This is a genomic window from Erythrobacter sp. BLCC-B19 (genome assembly GCF_028621955.1).
Classification (GTDB): Bacteria; Pseudomonadota; Alphaproteobacteria; order Sphingomonadales; family Sphingomonadaceae; genus Erythrobacter.
In genome coordinates this window covers 3,250,907-3,271,435 of sequence record NZ_CP117516.1, presented here as the reverse complement: position 1 = coordinate 3,271,435, position 20,529 = coordinate 3,250,907, and the positions used below count along the sequence as shown (strand labels likewise).

The following is a 20,529-nucleotide window of genomic DNA, read 5'->3' as shown; positions in this document are numbered from 1 at the left end:
CCCACCGGGGGCGCTTTTGTTCAAGAACATTGTCGGAAAGCTGCTGGGCCGCAAGCAGCCTGAACCCGAGAGCCGGATCGCCTATCTGCTGGGCCTCTACCACCAGTGGGTTGAAGGCAAGGAACAGGCGTGGGACGGGCTCGACAAGGCCGGGCTGATCGAACGCCAGATCGCCGAGGGCGATGCCCCGATGGCGACGATGAACCTTGCCGGGCACGTCCGCAATTATGTCGAACTGGCCAAGCTTTACTGGGGGCAGGGCGACATCGCGCAAGCGCGCCACTACCTCGGCAAGGCGGTCGATCGGCACGAACGCATGGTCGATTATTGCGCGGTGCGCGGGCCTGTCTGGCCGAATGAGTATTCGGACGAATCCGATGTGCGCATTGCCGCCTATCTGCTCGGCCGGCCGCTCACCCGAGTCCCGCGTCATCCGCGCGAGGAGCCGGATCGCTACCCCTCGTTCAAGGCCATCCTGCTCGATGCCATCGCCGATGACGCACCGCTCGACATGGCGCGCTGGCAGGACTGGGAGGACAGCACGGTCAGAAACCGCTGGCCCAAGTTCCAGGTCGCCGAGGCGCAGTTCTACCGCCGCGCGCTGATCGGCGAGTTTGCGAGCGGGGCAGCCCTGCTCGCCGCGCATGAGGCCTTGTGGAAGTCGAAGGCGGGCAAGACGTTCGAGCGCGGGTGGTTCGATGGATATGACGACAATGATCTCATCATCGACACGCTGTTTGCGGCGGTGCTGAAGCGGATCGGGTGGGAAGGGCGCTATCGCCATTCGTGGCCCGAGACCCTGCCTTACCTATCCGTGCCAGAAACCGCGCGCGAGCCCGATCGCTTCATCACGCTCGCCGCTGCGCCGCTGCCTGCGCCATCGGGCGAGACCGGCATCATCGCCGATCCGCAGGCGGCGCGGCGCTTTCTCGACCATCATCTTGCCAGCCAGACCGATGACGAGGGCCAGCCCTTCTCCGCCGCGCGTCCGGCCAAGGAGGCGGGCAAGGTCGCCGCTGCGCTGAAAGCGCTGGGCTGGGTGCGTGATCCCGCCGCGCTCGATCTGATGCGCGCCTACCGGATGGACCACGTGCTGACCCGCCGCTCGCACCTGTCGCTGTGCGATCCGGTGGCCCGCGCCGTTACCCTCAAGGGCTGGAACGATGCGATGCGGCAGGATTTCGGCCTGCACCCCGATCTGATCGCCATCGCCGAAAGCGAGGAGCGCGCCGATTACGCTGACCCGCAAGGCCTGTGGTATGTGCTGTGGGTGAAGGATCGCAAGGTCTACGCCGCCGACCGCGAGCAGTGGCACGATCCCAAGCTGGCGACCGCAGACGCGCGGCCCGGGCTGACGATGTGGCCGAACTATGTGAGCTTCGTTGCCTGGTGGGTGTCGGGCGACTGACCCCACGAAAAACGGCGCGGGAATTGCTCCCCGCGCCGCCAATTCTTGCGCCAGTCGCCTGGGCTCAGAAGACTTCGAACAGCCCTGCCGCGCCCATGCCGCCGCCCACGCACATGGTGACGACGACATACTTGGCGCCGCGGCGCTTGCCTTCGATCAGCGCGTGGCCGGTGCAGCGCGCGCCGGTCATGCCGTAGGGGTGGCCGATCGAGATCGAGCCGCCGTTGACGTTGAGGATGTCGTTATCGATCCCCAGCTGGTCGCGGCAGTAGAGCACCTGCACGGCAAAAGCCTCGTTCAGTTCCCACAGGCCGATGTCGTCCATCTTGAGGCCGGTCTGCTTCAGCAGCTTGGGGATCGCGAAGACCGGGCCGATGCCCATTTCGTCAGGCTCGGTGCCCGCAACCGCCATGCCGACATAGCGGCCGAGCGGCTGGAGACCCTTCTGTTCGGCCAGCTTGGCTTCCATCAGTACAGATGCCGACGAACCGTCCGACAGCTGCGAGGCGTTGCCTGCGGTGATGTTCATGCCCGGGCCCATCACCGGATTGAGGCTCTGGAGGCCTTCAAGGGTGGTTTCGGGGCGGTTGCCTTCATCCTTGGTGAGGGTGAATTCGACCTGGCTGACTTCCTTCGTCTCCTTGTCGACCACGTTCATGGTGGTGGTGACGGGGACGATTTCATCGTCAAACTTGCCGGCGGCCTGCGCGGCGGCGGTGCGCATCTGCGACTGGTAGGCGTATTCGTCCTGCGCCTCGCGGCTGATGTTGTAGCGCTTGGCGACGGTCTCGGCGGTGCCGAGCATCGGCATATAGACGTCCTTGTGCATCGCGATCAGCGAGCGGTCGGGCGAGACCCGCATTTCGGGGGTCTGCACCATCGAGATCGAGTCCTGACCGCCGCCGACGACGATATCCATGTTATCGACGATGATCTGCTTGGCGGCGGTGGCAATCGCCATCAGGCCGGACGAGCACTGGCGGTCGATGGTCTGGGCCGAAACGCCCACCGGGCAACCGGCGCGCAGCGCGACCTGACGGCCGATATTGCCGGCCTGCGTGCCCTGCGTGAGAACCGCGCCCCACACGACATCGTCGATCGCGCCGGCTTCGATCCCGGCACGCTCGATGGCCGGAGCCAGCGACAGCGCACCGAGGGTGGCGCCGGGGGTGGCGTTGAAAGCGCCCTTGTAGGCACGGCCAATCGGCGTGCGGGCGGTGGAGACGATAACGGCGTCACGTGCCATGATTGGGGTTATCCTTGTTCGAATAGCCCCTCCCCTTGAGGGGAGGGGTTGGGGTGGGGGTTATCGGGCGGAGAGCAGAAGTCGCGTCCCCACCCCCGGCCCCTCCCCTCAAGGGGAGGGGGGGTATGTCGGCGATCAGCAGAAGTAGAGCGTCATCCACTCGCAGATCAGGGCGGGCTTATCCTCGCCTTCGATCTCGATGGTGATCTCGACGGTCTGCTGCCACTGGCCGGGGCGCTTTTCGGCCATTTCGAGCAGCTTCCACACGCCGCGGATGCGCTTGCCCGAGCGGACGGGGGCGATGAAGCGGGTCTTGTTGCCGCCGTAGTTGACGGCCATCTTGATCCCGTCGACGCGCGGCATATCGGAATTCGCGCTGAGGTAGGGGATCATCGACAAGGTCAGGAAGCCATGGGCAATCGTGCCGCCGAACGGCGTCATCTTGGCCATTTCCTCGTTGACGTGGATGAACTGGTGGTCACCGGTGGCTTCGGCGAACTGGTTGATGCGCTTCTGGCTCATCTCGACCCATTCGCTGGTGGCGAAATGTTCACCGACCTTGGCGGCAATCTCTGCGGGGTTCATCGGGCTTCCTCCTCGTGTTTCGCGGCGGGATCCCGTGCCCGCAGCGCGCGTGTCGGCAGGCTTCATGGCGCAACACTCCGGGATGCGCAACGCCCGCTTCTATGCCGCTACGGCACCGCGCATTGTGCCTGCGATGGCAGCCTTGCGCGAGGCGCTGCGGGCGAGGGTCGTGCGGGCCGAATCGATCCGCAGGCAATAGGAGTTGAGGCCGATCTGGAGGCCCACCAGCATCAGCATCACCGGCTGATAGGCGATTCCCTGGAAGGTCGCGCCGACCAGATAGATCAGCGTGCTCATCTGCAGAGCCGCAGCAAAGGGCGCGATCCAGCGCTCCGCCTCGTCGGTGTTCTTGCGCCAGCGGCGCTGGATGCGCTCCATCTGCCACAGGCCGATGGCATGGAGGGTCACCCACAGGATCAGCCCCGGCCAGCCCTGCTCGCCCAGCATTTCGAAGAACGAGGAGTGATAGGCGCGGCCCTTGTCCTCGACCGGCTGATAGGTGACGGTGGTGGTGTTCCCGTCGGTTTCCTTGACCGGCATCACGTAATTGAACTTGTTGCCGCGGAAGGCATCGAACCCGCCGCCGAGCGGCTTTTGCGCGACATATTCGATTGTCCATTGCCACACCGCCACGCGGGTCGAGGCGCTTTCGTCACCGCTCGGCTGGGCGAGGGTCGCCATGCGCTCGTAATAGGATTGCGGCAGGAAGGGCAGGGCAGTCAGCCCGAGCACCGCTGCGCCCGCGACGAACAGGATGCGCCGCTGGGTATAGCGCAGCATCAGCCCGGCCAGCGCGGCGATGCATAGCAGGCCCGTGCGCGCCTCGGTGCCGATGGGCACCAGCAGGCAGGCAAAGGTGAGGCACACCGCAAAGCCTGTCACCAGCCAGTGCGGGCGGAAGATCGTGCCGTGCTTCACAAACCACCACAGCATCGGGATCAGCCCGATCGCGACCGTGGCGAGGGTCGAGCTTTCGTAGATCCCGCTGTTGTCGTTCACGAAGAACTTGAGGTTCTGATAGCCCCCGCCGCCCAGGATCGTCTTCATCCCCGTGCCGATCACAATGGTCGCGACCGACAGCAGCAGCACCAGCGCCAGCCCCTCGATCCGCGCGCGGGTGGTGAGGGTTAGGGGGAGGAAGATCGCAAACAGCAGCGCCTTCCACACCCAGTCCCACTTGGTCTGGGCATCGAGCGGGAAATCGGCATGGCCCGTCGTCCAGAAGCAGTAGCCGAGCAGCGCCAGCATCAGCCCCTGCCGCAGCGTGAAGCGCCCGCCTTCCTTGCGATCAAGCACCAGCCACCCGCCAAACGCCGCCGCAAAGGCGATCAGCGAGACCGGCAGGCTGGCGATGATCGAATAGCCGATGCGCTGGGGGGCAAGGATGTCGATATAGACATAGAGCAGCACCCACAGGAACGGGCGCCTGAGGCCGAGCAGCAGCACATAGCCGATAAAGGCGAGGAAAATGAGGTCGAGCATCAGCGGGCAGGCTCGTCAGGCCCGGCCTCGGCGCCCCGGCCGGTGCGCGCCCGCCGCGCGGCGTTGCGTCCGGCAATGCTCACTGCCTCGCGGTTGCCATCGGTCTCGGACTTGATCTGCTCGATCAGCGGATCGCGGTCGAGCCCCTCGCGCAGCATCAGGCGCAGCAAGGCAATGGCCAGCAGGCCATGTCCAAGGGCGAGCGCGAAGTAATCGATCATCAGTCAGGGGCTTTCGGGCCGGTTTGGCTGCCTCGTTTACGCGCCCTGAGTTGACGCGGCGTTAAGCACGCCTGCGATAGAGCGTCGGGCCATGACCCGCGTCCTCCACGTTCTCGACCACTCGCTGCCGCTCCATTCGGGCTACACCTTTCGCACCCGCGCGATCCTGAAAGCGCAGGAGTGCCACGGGCTTGAGGTGCGCGGGATCACCGGGCAGCGCCACAATCTCGAAGCGCCTGGCGGCCCCTCGCCCGAGGCCGCCGATGGCCTCACCTTCCACCGCACCCCCGGCACGCCGTCCGGCCCGCCGCCTTTGCGCGAGCTGGGCGAGATCGAGGCGCTGACCGCGTCGATCCTGGCGCTCGCCGATGAATGGCGGCCCGACATCATCCACGCCCATTCGCCCGCCCTGTGCGGCGCGGCGGCAGAGCGTGCCGCGCGGGCGCTGGGCGTGCCCTTCGTCTATGAGATCCGCGCCTTCTGGGAGGATGCCGCGGTCGGCAATCTCACCGGCACGCAAGGCAATCTGAAATACCGCCTGACCCGCGCGCTCGAAACGCGGGTGGCCAAGGCCGCCGACGCGCTGTTTGCGATCTGCGACGGGCTGAGGCAGGATCTCGCAGCGCGCGGTATCCCAGCCGAGCGCATCCATGTCATGCGCAACGGGGTCGATCTCGACCTGTTCGGCGAGCCGGTGGCGCGGGACGAGGCACTGGCCGACGCGCTGGGCATTGCGCCGGGCGCTCCGGTGATCGGCTATATCGGCAGCTTCTATGCCTATGAGGGCGTCGATGATCTGATCGCAGCCATGCCGATCCTGCGCCAGTCACACCCCGAGGCGCGGCTGCTGCTGGTGGGCGCCGGGCCGATGGCGGACAGCTGGCGCGTCGCTGCCGCCGCGCTGCCCGAGCCCGAAGCCGTGATCTTCACCGGCCGCGTGCCCCATACCGAGGTCGAGCGCTATTACTCACTGGTCGACGTGCTCGCCTATCCGCGCAAGAGCCAGCGGTTGACCGATCTCGTCACGCCCTTGAAGCCGCTGGAGGCGATGGCGCAGCGCCGTCTGGTCGCTGCCTCTTCTGTCGGCGGGCACCGCGAGCTGATCGAGGATGGGGTGACCGGCACCCTGTTCGCCCCCGACGATCCCGCCGCCTGCGCCGCAGCGCTCGCGCGTTTGCTCGACAATCGGGGCGATTGGGAGGCGATGAAGGACCGCGCCGTCACCCATGTCCGCACCCGCCACGACTGGGCCACCAATGCGCGCGATTATCTGTCTGTTTACCATCTCTTGATAGCGCAGAGCGAGAGCGGCGCTGCGGGGCGCAAGGCCGCCACGTCAGGATGAGTTACGCATGAAAGCGCGTCGGCAAAACGACCAGTCCGAACCACGCAAGCGCCAGAGGCCGCGCAAAGCGCCAAAGCCATCGCTCGTAGCGCACGGCGCCTTTACGCCGCTGCTGGGGCTGTGGGGCGCGATGCTGGGCGGGCTCGTGGTGCTGGTTCTGCCGCCCACGCTGATCGCGCTGATCGAACAGCGCATCCCGGTCGGCGCCGCCGTGCCGTTGCAACCCGTGCTGGCGGGCATGGCTGCGCTCGTGCTCGGCTCGTTTGTCTTTCTGATGGCCGCAGCGGCGACCCGCCGCGCCCGGCGTCGGGACACTGTGCCGGTGGTGGCCAAGGCCGCGATGCGCGGCCTGCGACCGATCGACCCGGCGTTGGATCTCGGCACGCGCAGTCTCGATGATCCGATCGATCCGATGCCCTTTGCCACGCCCGCCTGGCGCGAAGCCGATCTTGATGTGCGCGCTGCACCTGAGCCAGAGCCGGAGCCGGAACCCGCGGCTGCGCCTGTTTCCGCCCCCGATCAGTCCGCGCCGCGCGCGCTCGATCTGACCGAATTCGCTGTCCTGCCCGGTCGCAATGCGGTGTGGGTCGAGGAACAGCCGGAGATCGCGCCCGAGCCTGAGCCCGAGACTGCGCCCGCGCCGGTTGCGGCCCATGCGCCTGTTACCGCGCTGCGCCCCACGCCGTCGGTGCCGGCCTCAGCCCCCGTGCCGCTGCCCGGCACCGCAGCGCTCGCCCGCCTGCGCGCTGTGCCGCCGAGCGAGCTGAGCCTGCCGCAGATGGTCGAACGCTTTGCAGGGGCGCTCCACGAACACCGTGTCAATCCGCAGGTGCGCGCGCTGTCGTCTGCGGAACTCGCGGCGCGGGAAGCGGCGCTGGCCGAAGCGCTGAAGGCGCTCGCCGCCCTGAGCGGCAATGATCCCGCCGCTCCCGCGAGCGACCCGCTGCGGGCGGCACTTGCCCAGCTGCAAGCGGGTCGCACCGGCACCCGCGGCGCTATCTGACGCGCGCATGAGGGCGCAAAAGCTGCAACCAACCGTGGCGGCGCGTGCATCATGCGCAATCTAACGATAGTTTGAATAGGTCTGCGAGAAATATTCCTTCGCGCGGAGCCCTTGCCAAACCCGCTTCCTGTCGGCATGAGGGGGCCGAAAACGGGGTTGGCGCTGATCTGCACAGGGCAGAGCCGCTCCGCGTGACCTGCCAAGAGGCGTGTTCCTGCGCATGAGTGATCATGCGAGCACAGGTTCGCGCCTGTCGGCATCTGACAGATCGGACTAACGCCATGGGTTACCCCTCCGCCCAGGGTCTCTATGACCCCGCCAACGAACACGACGCCTGCGGCGTCGGCATGGTTGCGCATATCAAGGGAGAGAAAAGCCACGCGATCATTTCGAGCGCGCTCGAGATTCTCGAAAAGCTCGATCATCGCGGCGCTGTGGGTGCCGATCCGCTGCTGGGCGATGGCGCGGGGATTCTGATCCAGATTCCCGATCCGCTGATTCGCCGTTGGGCGGATGCGCAGGGCCATGATCTGCCGCAGCCGGGCGACTATGCCGTGGGGATGTGCTTCCTGCCGCAGGACGCGGCCGCGCGCGATTTCGTCAAGGCGCGGATGGAGGCCTTCACCGCCAAGGAAGGCCAGTCCTTCATCGGCTGGCGCGAAGTGCCGACCACGCCCGAAGGCCTCGGCGCGGCGGTGATCGCCTCGATGCCGGTGATCGAGATGGCGGTAATCGCGCGTGGGCCGAACTGCGCCGATCAGGACGCTTTCGAGAGGAAGCTGCTGACCATCCGCAAGCAGGTGCAGAACCCGCTCGCGCAGCTCGCCGAAAAGCACGGCCTGCCTGGGGTGACCGAGACCTATATCCCCTCCTTCTCGACCCGCACCGTGGTCTACAAGGGGCTGCTGCTGGCGACGCAGGTCGGCTCTTTCTATGACGATCTGCGCGATCCAGCCTGCGTTTCGGCGCTGGGCCTCGTGCACCAGCGTTTCAGCACCAACACCTTCCCGAGCTGGCGCCTCGCCCACCCGTTCCGCTTCATCGCCCACAACGGCGAGATCAACACGGTGCGCGGCAACGTCAACTGGATGAACGCCCGCCGCCGCACGATGGAAAGCGAGCTGCTGGGGCCGGACCTCGACAAGATGTGGCCGATCATCCCGCATGGGCAATCGGACACGGCGTGCCTCGACAACGCCTTGGAACTGCTGATCGCGGGCGGATACAGCCTTGCCCACGCGATGATGATCCTCATCCCCGAGGCCTGGGCCGGCAACCCGCTGATGACGCCCGAGCGGCGCGCCTTCTACGAATATCACGCCGCGCTGATGGAGCCGTGGGACGGCCCGGCTTCGGTGTGCTTCACCGACGGCCGCCAGATCGGCGCGACGCTCGACCGCAACGGGCTGCGTCCGGCGCGCTTCTGTGTGACGAAGGACGACATCGTCTGCCTCGCTTCGGAAAGCGGCGTGCTGCCGTTTGCCGAAGCGGACATCGTGCGCAAGTGGCGGCTGCAGCCGGGCAAGATGCTGCTGATCGACCTCGAACAGGGCCGCATCATCGAGGATGACGAGCTCAAGGCCGATCTCGCCACGGCCGAGCCCTATGCCGAGTGGCTGCATCAGGCCCAATACAAGCTCGCCGACATCACCGACGTGGTGCCTGAATTGGCAGCAATCCCGGCGGAAGAGGGCACCTTGCTCCAGCGCCAGCAGGCTTTCGGCTACACGCAGGAAGACATCACCCGCTTCCTTGAGCCGATGGCGGTGGATGCGGACGATCCCATCGGTTCGATGGGCACGGATACGCCGATTGCGGTGCTCTCTGACCGCGCAAGACTGCTTTACGACTACTTCAAGCAGAACTTTGCGCAGGTCACCAACCCGCCGATCGACCCGATCCGCGAGGAACTGGTGATGAGCCTCACCAGCATGATCGGCCCGCGCCCGAACCTTCTCGGCCGCGATGCGGGGACGCACAAGCGCCTCGAGGTCGATCAGCCGATCCTGACGAACGAGGATCTCGCCAAGATCCGCTCGGTGGAAGAGGCGCTCGACGGCGCGTTCCGCTGCGCCACCATCGACATCACATGGGATGCCAAGAGCGGGGCCGAAGGCCTTGAAATGGCCCTGAAAGAAATGTGCTGGGCCGCGACCGAGGCGGTGCTGCAGGACCACAACATCCTCGTCCTGAGCGATCGCGGCCAGAGCGAGGGGCGCGTGCCGATGCCCGCGCTGCTCGCGACGGCGGCGGTGCATCACCACCTCGTTCGCCAAGGCCTGCGGATGCAGACCGGCCTCGTGGTCGAAACCGGCGAAGCGCGCGAGGTGCATCACTTCTGCGTGCTGGCGGGCTATGGCGCCGAGGCGATCAACCCCTATCTCGCCTTCGAGACGCTGGAAGCCCTGCGTGCCAAGCGGCACCCCGATCTGCCCGCCACCAAGGTGCAGCAGAACTTCATCAAGGCGATCGGCAAGGGCATCCGCAAGGTCATGTCCAAGATGGGCATCTCGACCTACCAGTCGTACTGCGGCGCGCAAATCTTCGACGCGGTGGGGCTGTCGAGCGCCTTCGTCGAGAAGTACTTCACCGGCACTGCCACCACCATCGAAGGTATCGGCCTTGCCGAAGTCGCCGAGGAAGCGCTGCGCCGCCACGGGCAGGCCTATGGCGACAACCCGCTCTATGACGGGATGCTCGATGTCGGCGGGATCTACCAGTACCGCCTGCGCGGCGAGGAGCACGCCTGGACGCCGCAGAACGTCGCGCAGCTCCAGCACGCGGTGCGCGGCAATGATTCCAAGAATTACGAGGAATTCGCCAAGTCGATCAACGAGCAGTCCGAACGGCTGCTGACCATCCGCGGGTTGCTCGAATTCAAGAAGGCCGACAAGCCGATCCCGCTCGACGAGGTGGAACCCGCGAGCGAGATCGTGAAGCGGTTCTCGACCGGCGCGATGAGCCTCGGCTCGATCAGCCACGAAGCGCACTCGACCATGGCGATCGCGATGAACCGCATCGGCGGGCGCTCGAACACGGGCGAGGGCGGGGAAGAGCCGTTCCGCTTCAAGCCGCTCGCCAATGGCGATTCGATGCGCAGCCGGATCAAGCAGGTCGCGTCCGGGCGGTTCGGCGTCACCACCGAATATCTCGTCAATTCGGACGACATCCAGATCAAGATGGCGCAGGGCGCCAAGCCCGGCGAGGGCGGGCAGCTTCCGGGGCACAAGGTCGACAAGCGCATCGGGGCGGTGCGGCACTCGACCCCGGGTGTGGGCCTGATCTCGCCGCCGCCGCACCACGACATCTATTCGATCGAAGACCTCGCGCAGCTCATTCACGATCTCAAGAACGTGAACCCGGTCGCGCGTATCTCCGTGAAGCTGGTGTCCGAAGTTGGCGTCGGCACGGTTGCGGCGGGCGTCTCCAAGGCGCGCGCGGATCACGTGACGATTGCGGGCTATGACGGGGGCACGGGCGCTTCGCCGCTGACTTCGCTGACCCACGCGGGCTCGCCGTGGGAGATCGGCCTTGCCGAGACCCAGCAAACGCTGCTGCTCAACGATCTGCGCCAGCGGATCGCGGTGCAGGTCGATGGCGGCCTGCGCACCGGGCGCGACGTTGCCATTGGCGCGCTGCTCGGCGCGGACGAGTTCGGCTTTGCCACCGCGCCGCTGATTGCGGCGGGGTGCATCATGATGCGCAAGTGCCACCTCAACACCTGCCCCGTCGGCGTCGCCACGCAAGACCCGGTGCTGCGCGCGCGCTTCACTGGCCAGCCGGAACACGTGGTCAACTACATGTTCTTCGTCGCCGAGGAACTGCGGGCGATCATGGCCGAGCTGGGCTTCCGCACCGTCGCCGAAATGGTCGGCCGGGTCGACCGGCTCGACACCCGCCGGATGGAGCGCCACTGGAAGGCGCGCGGGATCGACCTGTCGCGCATCCTCCACCAGGTGCCGCTCAAGGAAGGCGCTTCGCTGCGCCAGATCGGCGAACAGGATCACGGCCTCGAGGGCGCACTCGACAACAAGCTGATCGCCGATTGCCGCACCGCCATCGACACCAAGGCGCCGGTGCAGCTCGAATATGCCGTGCGCAACGTCAACCGCACGGTCGGCGCGATGCTCTCGGGCGAGGTTGCCAAGGCCCACGGGCATGAAGGCCTGCCGACCGACACGATCCGCATCAACCTGACGGGCGTGGCCGGGCAGAGCTTCGGCGCGTGGCTGGCCCATGGGGTGACGCTCGATCTGGTCGGCGATGCCAATGACTATGTCGGCAAGGGGCTCTCGGGCGGGCGCATCATCGTGCGCCAGCCGGCAGAGGCTCCCCGCGCGTCGAACGAGAACATCATCGTCGGCAACACGGTGATGTACGGCGCGATTGCGGGCGAGGCCTTTTTCAATGGCGTCGCGGGCGAGCGCTTCGCGGTGCGGAACTCGGGCGCCATCGCGGTGGTCGAAGGCACCGGGGATCACGGCTGCGAATACATGACCGGCGGCGTCGTCGTCGTGCTCGGCAAGACCGGGCGCAACTTCGCGGCGGGCATGAGCGGCGGGGTCGCCTATGTCTATGATCCGGACGGCGCTTTCGAGAAGCTCGTGAACCACGCGCAGGTTGATCTGCTGCCGATTTCGGCCGCGCCGGATGCGGACGAGGGCACGGGCCGCCCGTCGCAGCGTCCGCGCTCGGTCCACGATTTCGGCATGGGCGATATGCTGCGCCACGATGCCGAGCGGCTGCGCATCCTTGTCGAGCGGCACCAGCTCCACACCGGCTCCAAGCTGGCGGGCGCGCTGCTCGCCGATTGGGACGAGGCGCTGGGCAAGTTCGTCAAGGTGATGCCGCGCGACTATGCGGCGGCGCTGAAGAAGCTCGAAGCCGAGCGGCACGAGGCAGCAAGCGTCGCGGCGGAGTGAACAGGCTGTCCCTCGTCATTGCGAGCCGAAGGCGAAGCAATCCATCGACCGGGGGCATGAGTTGAGAATAACGGGTCATGGATTGCCGCCCCCGATAGTTTTGGGCCTGCGGCTCCTCGCAATGACGATTTGATTGAAGGTAGAAAGCAGTGGGCAAGGAAACCGGATTTCTCGAGCTGGATCGCCGCGAGCGGGATTATCTCGACCCGAAAGAGCGCCTGAAGAATTACCGCGAATTCGTCATCCAGCCGGATGATGCGACGCTGACGGGGCAGGCCTCGCGCTGCATGAATTGCGGCATTCCCTACTGCCACAACGGCTGTCCGGTGAACAACATGATCCCGGACTGGAACCACCTCGTCTACGAGGCGGACTGGAAGCGCGCGCTCGCCAACCTCCATTCCACCAACAACTTCCCTGAGTTCACCGGACGCATCTGCCCCGCGCCGTGCGAGGCGGCGTGCACGCTCAACATCATCGACCAGCCGGTCACGATCAAGTCGATCGAATGCGCGATCGTCGACCGCGGGTGGAAGGAAGGCTGGATCACGCCGCAGGTGCCCGCGACCAAGACCGGCAAGTCGGTCGCCATCGTCGGCTCCGGCCCTGCAGGTCTCGCCTGCGCGCAGCAGTTGGCACGGGCGGGCCACTCGGTGACGGTGTTCGAGAAAAGCGACCGCGTCGGCGGCCTGCTGCGCTACGGCATTCCCGACTTCAAGATGGAAAAGCACCTCATCAACCGCCGCTGCGTGCAGATGGAAGCGGAAGGGGTGACGTTCAAAACCTCCAAGGAAGTCGGCGTCGACATCTCCTTCGCCAGCCTCAAGGAGAATTTCGATGCGGTGGTGCTGGCAGGCGGCGCGGAAGATGCGCGCTCGCTTCAGATCCCCGGCGCTGAAATGCCCGGCGTGCGGCTCGCGATGGAGTTCCTCACCCAGCAGAACAAGCGCGTCGCGGGTGACGATGAACTGCGCGCCGCCCCGCGCGGCAGCCTCACCGCGACCGGCAAGCACGTTGTGGTGCTCGGCGGCGGCGACACCGGATCGGACTGCGTGGGCACTTCGAACCGGCAGGGCGCGCTGAGCGTTACCCAGCTCGAAATCATGCCCAAGCCGCCCGAAAAGGAAGACAAGGCGCTGACCTGGCCCGATTGGCCGATGAAGCTGCGCACCTCCTCCAGCCACCAGGAAGGCGTGGAGCGTGATTGGGCGGTGCTCGCCAAGCGCGTGATCGGCGATGGCGAGAAGGTCACCGGGCTCGAATGTGTGCGGGTCGAGTGGAAAGACCGGCAGATGCAGGAAATCGCGGGCAGCGAGTTCACCATCCCCGCCGATCTGATCCTGCTCGCCATGGGCTTTGTCGGGCCGAAGAAGGCCGGGCTGCTCGAACAGGCAGGCGTCACGCTCGATGCGCGCGGCAATGTCGCGGCGGACACGCAGGGCTATGCCACCAGCGAGCCGAATGTGTTCGCCTGCGGCGATATGCGGCGCGGGCAGAGCCTCGTCGTCTGGGCGATCCGCGAAGGCCGTCAGGCCGCGCGGGCGGTGGACGAAGCGCTGATGGGGGTATCGGAGCTGCCGCGCTGACCATTGGTCTGTTTGCCCTTGCCGCCCTTGCCGAGATCGCGGGGTGCTTTGCCTTCTGGACGTGGGCAAGGGCCGACAAGTCGGCGCTGTGGCTGGTGCCCGGCGCGCTGAGTCTTGCGCTGTTCGCGTTCCTCCTCACCCGCATCGACTCCGCCTTCGCAGGGCGTGCCTTTGCGGCCTATGGCGGGGTCTACATCACCGCGAGCCTTGGCTGGATGTGGGCGGTCGAGGGCGCGCGGCCTGATCGCTGGGATGTGATCGGCGGGGCGGTGTGCCTTGCGGGCGCGGCGCTGATCCTGTGGGGGCCGCGCGGGGGGTAACTGGTCCGGTTCAGACCGTCGTGGGGGATGGGCTGGCCGGGTCGATTGGCTGGGGCCTGCTGTCCTTGTAGGTGATCCTCGTCGCCCAGGTGCCCGTGGTCGGCTTGCCTGCCTCGTCGAGGGCAGGCGAAAACAGGGCAAAGCGCCGCATCGCGTCGCAGGCGGCATGATCGAGCACGGTGAATCCGCTGGACGTTACGATGGCGCAATCCGTGACCTTGCCCGCCGGATCGACTGTCGCGCGCACCATGACGGTGGCCTGCTGCCCGGCATTCAGCACGCCTTTCGGGTAGTTTTGCTGGATCTGGCCTGCCCACACGGTGATGTCCTTGGGCACCGGGTCGCGCGCCTTGGATGCCGGTGCATCGGCGGATTGCTGCTCGGCCGATGACTCACGCGCCTGGGCGAATCCACCCGCTGCCGCGAAAAGCGCCAATCCTGCCGCCAGCGCCTGCCGACTGGCCTTCAATCCCCAATGTCTGGTGATGCGGCGGCCCATGATATTCTTCCTCAATCAAACCCGACGAAGCGCGCCGCCTCATCGACACTCCGGCGGGTGATCTTTACCGGGTTCGCCGGAAAGTCCGGATCGGGCCAGCCCAGCGCGACCGCCTTCATGATCACCTGATCGTCCGGAATCCCGGCGTGTTCGCGCACCACCGGGGATTGCATGATCCCTTGCGAGTTGATCACGCAGCCCAGCCCCTTGCTCCAGGCCGCATTGACCAGCGCGGTCGTCACCGCGCCGCAATCGAACACGGTGTCGTCGGCATCGGCGAGTTCCTTGTCATAGGTGACGATCACGCAGACCGGCGCGTCGAACTGGCGGAAGCCGCGCAGCACCCAGTCCTGCCGCGCTGCCTTGTCGTCGCGGGCGATGCCCATGGCTTCGAACAGCTGGATCGCGCACCCCACCTGCCGGTCGCGGTGGACGCCCTGAAAAGGGTGGCCCTTGCGGAACTCGCGGCTGTCTGGCTCGCCGGCGAGGATGCGTACTGTGTTGCCCTTGCGGATGCGGTCGAGCGGCTCGCCGGTGATGACGTGGAAGTGATAGGGCTGGGTGTTCATCGACGAGGGCGAGCGCATTGCCATCGTCAGGATTTCCTCGATCAGCGCGCGCGGCACGGGCTTATCGAGGTATCCGCGGATGCTGCGCCGCCCGAGCACCACCTCGGCGTAAGTCTGGTCAGGCGTGCCGCCCATTTTCGGTCTCTCCCTTGCAACTGGCTTCAGCGGCTAGCGCAATGGCGAGGGCATGGGAAGCGGGTGGGATCAGCTTTGCGGGCGCAAAATGAACAGTGCGCCGAGCCTGAGATCGGAGTTGTCCGCGCGACGGGTCTGAATACTCGCCGACACCGCAGCCGTGCCGCCTTGCGGGCCAAAGAAGCCGCCGCCGAAAGTGCCCGAAACGGTGTTGCTGGAATTCACCAAGATATCGGTAAAGCTCGGCGTTGTGCCGTCGAGGGTCGCGGTCCCAGTGAATACGCCAAGATCGGTCACGGTCGTCGAAGTGCCCGCCGCGCTGATTTCGCGCCCCTTGAGGTCGAGGGAGAAGTTAACCTGACCATTGGCCGGATTGGCGGTCATCGTGATGACGGAACTTGATACCACATAGTTGGTTGAGGCACCCGAACCGAAGTTGAGCGTAACCGTGGCGGTGCCAAAGAACGCCAGGCCTGCATAGGTGACGGTGGCGGCGGGGCGATCGGTGACGATGGTGGGGATGCCGAAAGCGCAGAGCAGGTTAGTCGATCCGACGAAGGGCTGCGCGATGATCTGCGCGACCCGGACGTATTCGAGTGAAGTACCATTCTGGCTGGGGGTGATGATCGAGAGGCGTTCGGTAAAGCCGCTCGGAAGAACCTTCACATAGGCTTCGCCCGTCCGTGTGGTGTCGCGCTCGGCCTGGGTGAATGTGCTCGTGAAGGTACCCACGATGTTGCCATTGCTGGAGATCTCGTAAGATGGCTGGCTACGGTCGGAGACGATCCGCAAGCCTTGCCCCAGCGGCATACCGCCAACCGCGCGCGTTGGAGGTGAATCCGTAACCGTGCCTCCGCAGGTGGTGCCGAATGTCTGCGTGCCGGTCAGCTGCGCGAACGTCTGGTAGGTCGGCGTCGGGGTCGGCGAGGGGGTAGGTGTCGGTGTCGGGGTGGGCGTTGGGCCGCCACCGCCACCGGTCGGGGGAGGCGATCCGCCGCTATCCCCGCCGCCGCACGCAACCAATGCGAGCGCGAGGCCCGCGCTCATCAGAAACCGGTTCACCATTGATGCGCCCCCTCAAACCGTTACTCGCGGTTATACTTATCTGCGCAAACCTGAATTGCAACGCAGAATCGGGGGGTTAGTGTTGCGTTTTATGCAGCCTCGGCCAGCCCCAGTTCGAGCCGGTCCCAGATCTCGACCAGCGCCGCGGTCAGCTCGTCCATCATCGCATCGGTGTGCTGCGGCCCCGGCGTGAAGCGCAGACGCTCGGTGCCGCGCGGCACGGTGGGGAAGTTGATCGGCTGCACATAGACGCCGTATTCGGCCAGCAGGATGTCGCTGATCTTCTTGGCGCGCACCGGATCGCCGACCATCAGGGGCACGATGTGGGTGACCGAATCCATCACCGGCAGGCCGGCTTCGGCAAACTTCAGCTTCAGCATCGCGGCGGCGCGCTGCTGGGCATTGCGCTCGACCGCGCTTTCCTTGAGGTGCTTGACCGAGGCGAGCACGCCCGCGACCAGCACCGGCGAGAGCGACGTCGTGAAGATGAACCCGGGCGCATAGCTCCGGATGCAGTCCACCACCTTGGCCGAGGCAGCGATATAGCCGCCCATCACGCCGAAGGCCTTGCCCAGCGTGCCTTCGATAATGTCGATCCGGTGCGCGGCATTATCCCGCTCTGAAATCCCGCCGCCACGCGCGCCATACATCCCAACGGCGTGAACCTCGTCGATATAGGTGAGGGCGTTGTACTTCTCGGCGAGGTCGCAGATCGCGTGGATCGGGGCGACGTCACCATCCATCGAATAGACGCTTTCGAAGGCGATCAGCTTGGGGGTGTCGATGTCGACGCTCGCCAGCAGTTCTTCGAGATGGGCCACGTCATTGTGGCGGAACACCTTCTTCTCGCAGCCCGAATTGCGGATGCCGGCGATCATGCTGGCGTGGTTCAGCTCGTCGGAGAAGATCACGCAGCCCGGCAGCAGCTTGGCGAGCGTCGAGAGCGTCGCGTCGTTCGAGACATATCCCGAGGTAAACAGCAGCGCGGCGTCCTTGCCGTGCAGGTCGGCCAGTTCAGCCTCAAGTTCAACGTGCAGATGGGTGTTGCCGCCGATGTTGCGGGTGCCGCCGCTGCCCGCGCCGACATCGTGCAGCGCGGCTTCCATCGCGCCGATCACCTTGTCGTGCTGGCCCATGCAGAGGTAGTCGTTCGAGCACCACACCGTGATCGGCTTGGGCCCGTTGTGACCGTGGAAGCAGCGCGCATTGGGATAGGCGCCCTTGTTGCGCATGATGTCGATGAAGACGCGGTAGCGGCCTTCCTCGTGCAGACGGTCGATCGCGGAATCGAAGATCTGGTCGTAGTTCACTCGCGTCTCGCTCATGTCGCGGCCACCGTGGCGGGGCGGACGCGTGTTCCTGCCTTGCTTTTGTCCCGCCATAACGAGCCAGAAGGCGGATGGTTTCGCCGGTATTTAGGGCGGAGGCGGTGCTTTTGCCACAGCGATCTTTGCGAGTGTTTCGCAAGGCATCGTGCGGTTTTCAGAACGCCTCGGCCGGCCCGAACCCACGCGCGGCCAGAGCCGGTTCAAGCCCGGCAGCCCCCGCCAGCGGCCCGGTGACCACGAAGCGATTGGTGCCTTGCGGGGCAAAGCTCTGCCCATCGAGCAGGTGCGCGATCCGCCGCGCAATGCCTGCCGCACCGTCGACCTGGCGCACATCCGGCCCGAAGGCAGCGGCGAGTTCCTCGGCCAGCAGCGGGAAGTGCGTGCAGGCGAGCACCAGCGTGTCGATGGTCTCGCCCCCCGGCATCGCTTCGAGCCTTGTCCGCACATCGGCGATCACCGCCGGATCGACCGGGCGCCTGCGCAGCTTCGCCTCGGCAGCGCCCACAAGCGCCGGGGCAGCGATGCGCAGCAGGCGCTTGCCGCTGGCGAAATCGCGTTCGAGATCGTCGACATATCGCTGGCGAATGGTCGCCTCGGTGCCGACAAGGCCGATCGTGCCGGTCTGCGTGAGGGCAGCGGCAGGCTTGATCGCGGGGACGGTGCCCACCACCGGAATCTCGAGCACATCGCGCACCATGCCCAAGGCGATGGTCGAGGCGGTGTTGCAGGCGATGCAGGCAAGGCGCGGCTGATACCGCTCCGCCATCCGCCCCAGCAGCCCCGCCACCCGCGCGGCGATCTGCGCCTCGGTCTTGGTGCCGTAGGGCAGGCCTGCAAGGTCGGCGGCGTAGATGACGGGCGCGTCCGGCAGCACCTTGCGCAGCGCGTCATAGACGGTCAGCCCGCCCACGCCGGAATCGAACAGCAGGATAGGGGAGGATTTGTCCAAGGCTCTCAAATCCGTTCGCCCTGAGCTTGTCGAAGGGCCGTTTTTTCTTGCAGAAGTTGCGCTAGAAGAAGTGCAGCCCTTCGACAAGCTCAGGGCGAACGGAGGGTTGCTTTGGATTCGGTTTTCGCCGCCACATTGGGCTTTGTGCTCGGCTCGATCCCCTTTGGCCTGATCCTTACCCGCGCGGCAGGGCTGGGGGATGTGCGCAACATCGGCAGCGGCAGCATCGGGGCGACCAATGTGCTGCGCACCGGCAACAAGGGGCTGGCGGCGGCGACCGTGCTGCTCGATGCGGCAAAGGCGGTGATCCCGGTGCTGGTGGCGCGGGCGGTCTGGCCCGGTACCGAGGGCATTGCGGCGGTCGCAGCGGTGGCCGGGCATTGCTTCACCCCCTGGCTCAAGTTCAAGGGTGGCAAGGGCTTTGCCAGCGCCGCCGGAGCGCTTGGCGCGCTGGCCTGGCCCGCGATGCTCGCCTGCGCGGCGATCTGGGGGCTGACGCTGTTTCTCAGTCGCATTTCCTCCGTGTCCTCGCTGGTGAGCGTGATCGCTGCACCGGTGGTGGCCTGGGGGCTGGGCTATGCCCACGTGATCCCGCCGCTGATCGCCATTGCCGCCATCGTCGTGATCCAGCACCGCGCCAATATCGGCCGGCTGATGCGGGGGGAGGAGCCGAAGGTCGGTTCCTCAAGCAAGCCGTGATAGGGGCGCGCATCTGATGGAGAGCACGGGGTCGCAGCCAACGCTCTCGCAACAAGAGGCCTTCGCGCGCATCCGCCTGTTGCGCTCGCCCAATATCGGGCCGATTTCCTATCGCCAGCTGATCGCGCGCTTTGGCAGCGCAGGCGCAGCGCTCGATGCGCTGCCCGATCTGGCGAGCCGGGGGCGGGGGCCCTATCGCCCCGCCAGCGCCGACAGCATCGAGCGCGAGGTGATGGCGGTGCGCGCGGCAGGCGCGCGCTACCTGTTCCACGATCAGCCCGATTACCCCGCCTTGCTCGCCGAACTCGATTCCGCTCCGCCGATCGTGACCTGCCGCGGGCATCTCGCGCTCGCGAGCGCGCCGTGCGTCGCGCTGGTGGGCGCGCGCAATGCCAGCGCGGCAGCGGTCAAGCTCGCCCGCGATTTCGCCGCCGCGCTCGCCGAGGCGGGGTTCACCGTCGTATCGGGGCTGGCGCGCGGGATCGACGGCGCGGCGCATGAGGGGGCTTTGCCGCAGACCATCGGCGTGATCGCGAGCGGGATCGACATTGCCTACCCTCCGCAGCACACCGCCTTGCAGGAAAGCATCGCAGCGCAAGGCCTGCTGATTGCCGAACAGCCCCCCGGCACCGAACCGCGCGGAAGGCATTTCCCCAGCCGCAACCGGATCATCGCCGGGCTCGCCTCAGGCACGCTGGTGGTCGAGGCCGCGCCGCAATCGGGCAGCCTCATCACCGCACGGCTGGCGGCCGAGGCGGGGCGCGAGGTCATGGCGATCCCCGGATCCCCGCTCGATGCGCGCGCGCTCGGCTGCAATCAGCTGATCCGCGAAGGTGCGGTGCTGGTGCAATCGCCCGACGATGTGATCGAGTTGCTGCAAAGCTTCACCGGCGCGCCAAGGTCACGCTTCCGGGTGAGCGAGGGGGCGGGCCGCTTCGACTACGCCGAATTGGCCAAGCTCGACTGGGGCGAGGCCCGCGCCGACCTCAGCCATGACATCGCCAGCCTGCTCACCAACGCGCCGGTCACGGTCGACGAACTCATCCGCCAGTCCGGTGCTGCTGCCGCCGAAGTCCACATGGCGCTGCTCGAGTTGGAACTGGCAGGCGATCTTGTGCGCGAGGCCGACGGGGCGGTGCGACGCGCGATCTAGCCGCACAAGCCCCT

At 66.4% G+C, this 20,529-nt stretch carries 17 protein-coding genes; 8 read left to right on the top strand and 9 right to left on the bottom strand.

Features of this window, described 5'->3' with window-relative positions; translation table 11 throughout:
• Positions 1-16 precede the first annotated feature (16 nt).
• Positions 17-1,408: a hypothetical protein gene (locus PS060_RS15380; RefSeq protein ID WP_273984388.1), complete on the top strand. Its 1,392-nt coding sequence runs from the start codon at positions 17-19 to the stop codon at positions 1,406-1,408.
• Positions 1,409-1,472: 64 nt separating this feature from the next.
• Here the strand turns inward: PS060_RS15380 and PS060_RS15375 are convergent, their stop codons facing one another.
• From PS060_RS15375 to PS060_RS15360, 4 genes are all read right to left on the bottom strand, one after another.
• Entirely contained in the window at positions 1,473-2,654 is a 1,182-nt protein-coding gene (locus PS060_RS15375) for an acetyl-CoA C-acyltransferase (RefSeq protein WP_273984387.1), read from the bottom strand.
• 135 nt (positions 2,655-2,789) lie between these two features.
• Positions 2,790-3,239: a MaoC family dehydratase gene (locus PS060_RS15370; RefSeq protein ID WP_273984385.1), complete on the bottom strand. Its 450-nt coding sequence runs from the start codon at positions 3,237-3,239 to the stop codon at positions 2,790-2,792.
• Between the two features lie 99 nt (positions 3,240-3,338).
• Complete coding sequence (locus tag PS060_RS15365; RefSeq protein ID WP_273984383.1) at positions 3,339-4,721, bottom strand: DUF5935 domain-containing protein; 1,383 nt, start codon at positions 4,719-4,721, stop codon at positions 3,339-3,341.
• Entirely contained in the window at positions 4,721-4,942 is a 222-nt protein-coding gene (locus PS060_RS15360; protein ID WP_273984381.1) for a hypothetical protein, read from the bottom strand. The genes PS060_RS15365 and PS060_RS15360 overlap by 1 nt, the downstream gene beginning before the upstream one ends.
• A gap of 91 nt (positions 4,943-5,033) precedes the next feature.
• Here PS060_RS15360 and PS060_RS15355 point away from each other — a divergent pair, with 91 nt between their 5' ends.
• The 5 genes from PS060_RS15355 to PS060_RS15335 all read left to right on the top strand — a co-directional run bounded on the left by PS060_RS15355 (position 5,034) and on the right by PS060_RS15335 (position 14,118).
• Positions 5,034-6,287, top strand: coding sequence for a TIGR04063 family PEP-CTERM/XrtA system glycosyltransferase (locus PS060_RS15355; RefSeq protein WP_273984379.1), 1,254 nt, complete (start codon positions 5,034-5,036; stop codon positions 6,285-6,287).
• 130 nt (positions 6,288-6,417) lie between these two features.
• Positions 6,418-7,290, top strand: a complete 873-nt coding sequence (locus tag PS060_RS15350; protein WP_273984377.1) for a hypothetical protein — start codon at positions 6,418-6,420, stop codon at positions 7,288-7,290.
• A gap of 281 nt (positions 7,291-7,571) precedes the next feature.
• Positions 7,572-12,212: a glutamate synthase large subunit gene (gene gltB, locus PS060_RS15345; protein WP_273984375.1), complete on the top strand. Its 4,641-nt coding sequence runs from the start codon at positions 7,572-7,574 to the stop codon at positions 12,210-12,212.
• Between the two features lie 149 nt (positions 12,213-12,361).
• Positions 12,362-13,798, top strand: coding sequence for a glutamate synthase subunit beta (locus PS060_RS15340; protein ID WP_273984373.1), 1,437 nt, complete (start codon positions 12,362-12,364; stop codon positions 13,796-13,798).
• Positions 13,795-14,118 (top strand): YnfA family protein, encoded by a 324-nt coding sequence (locus PS060_RS15335; protein WP_273986942.1) that lies wholly within the window; start codon positions 13,795-13,797, stop codon positions 14,116-14,118. Before PS060_RS15340 ends, PS060_RS15335 begins: the two co-directional genes overlap by 4 nt.
• 10 nt (positions 14,119-14,128) lie before the next feature.
• Here the strand turns inward: PS060_RS15335 and PS060_RS15330 are convergent, their stop codons facing one another.
• From PS060_RS15330 to murI, 5 genes are all read right to left on the bottom strand, one after another.
• The gene (locus PS060_RS15330; protein ID WP_273984372.1) at positions 14,129-14,617 is read right to left on the bottom strand and encodes an energy transducer TonB; all 489 of its coding nucleotides are present in this window, start codon (positions 14,615-14,617) and stop codon (positions 14,129-14,131) included.
• An 11-nt stretch (positions 14,618-14,628) separates the two neighbouring features.
• Entirely contained in the window at positions 14,629-15,321 is a 693-nt protein-coding gene (locus tag PS060_RS15325) for a nitroreductase (protein WP_273984371.1), read from the bottom strand.
• 69 nt (positions 15,322-15,390) lie between these two features.
• A complete protein-coding gene (locus PS060_RS15320) occupies positions 15,391-16,386 on the bottom strand; it encodes a hypothetical protein (RefSeq protein WP_273984369.1) in 996 nt (331 codons plus the stop codon).
• Between the two features lie 89 nt (positions 16,387-16,475).
• Complete coding sequence (gene hemA / locus PS060_RS15315; RefSeq protein WP_273986941.1) at positions 16,476-17,696, bottom strand: 5-aminolevulinate synthase; 1,221 nt, start codon at positions 17,694-17,696, stop codon at positions 16,476-16,478.
• A gap of 172 nt (positions 17,697-17,868) precedes the next feature.
• The gene (murI, locus tag PS060_RS15310) at positions 17,869-18,663 is read right to left on the bottom strand and encodes a glutamate racemase (RefSeq protein WP_273984367.1); all 795 of its coding nucleotides are present in this window, start codon (positions 18,661-18,663) and stop codon (positions 17,869-17,871) included.
• A 111-nt stretch (positions 18,664-18,774) separates the two neighbouring features.
• Here murI and plsY point away from each other — a divergent pair, with 111 nt between their 5' ends.
• Together plsY and dprA are read left to right on the top strand one after the other, a co-directional pair.
• A complete protein-coding gene (gene plsY, locus PS060_RS15305; RefSeq protein ID WP_273984365.1) occupies positions 18,775-19,362 on the top strand; it encodes a glycerol-3-phosphate 1-O-acyltransferase PlsY in 588 nt (195 codons plus the stop codon).
• 16 nt (positions 19,363-19,378) lie between these two features.
• A complete protein-coding gene (gene dprA, locus PS060_RS15300; RefSeq protein WP_273984363.1) occupies positions 19,379-20,515 on the top strand; it encodes a DNA-processing protein DprA in 1,137 nt (378 codons plus the stop codon).
• The last annotated feature ends 14 nt before the right edge of the window (positions 20,516-20,529 follow it).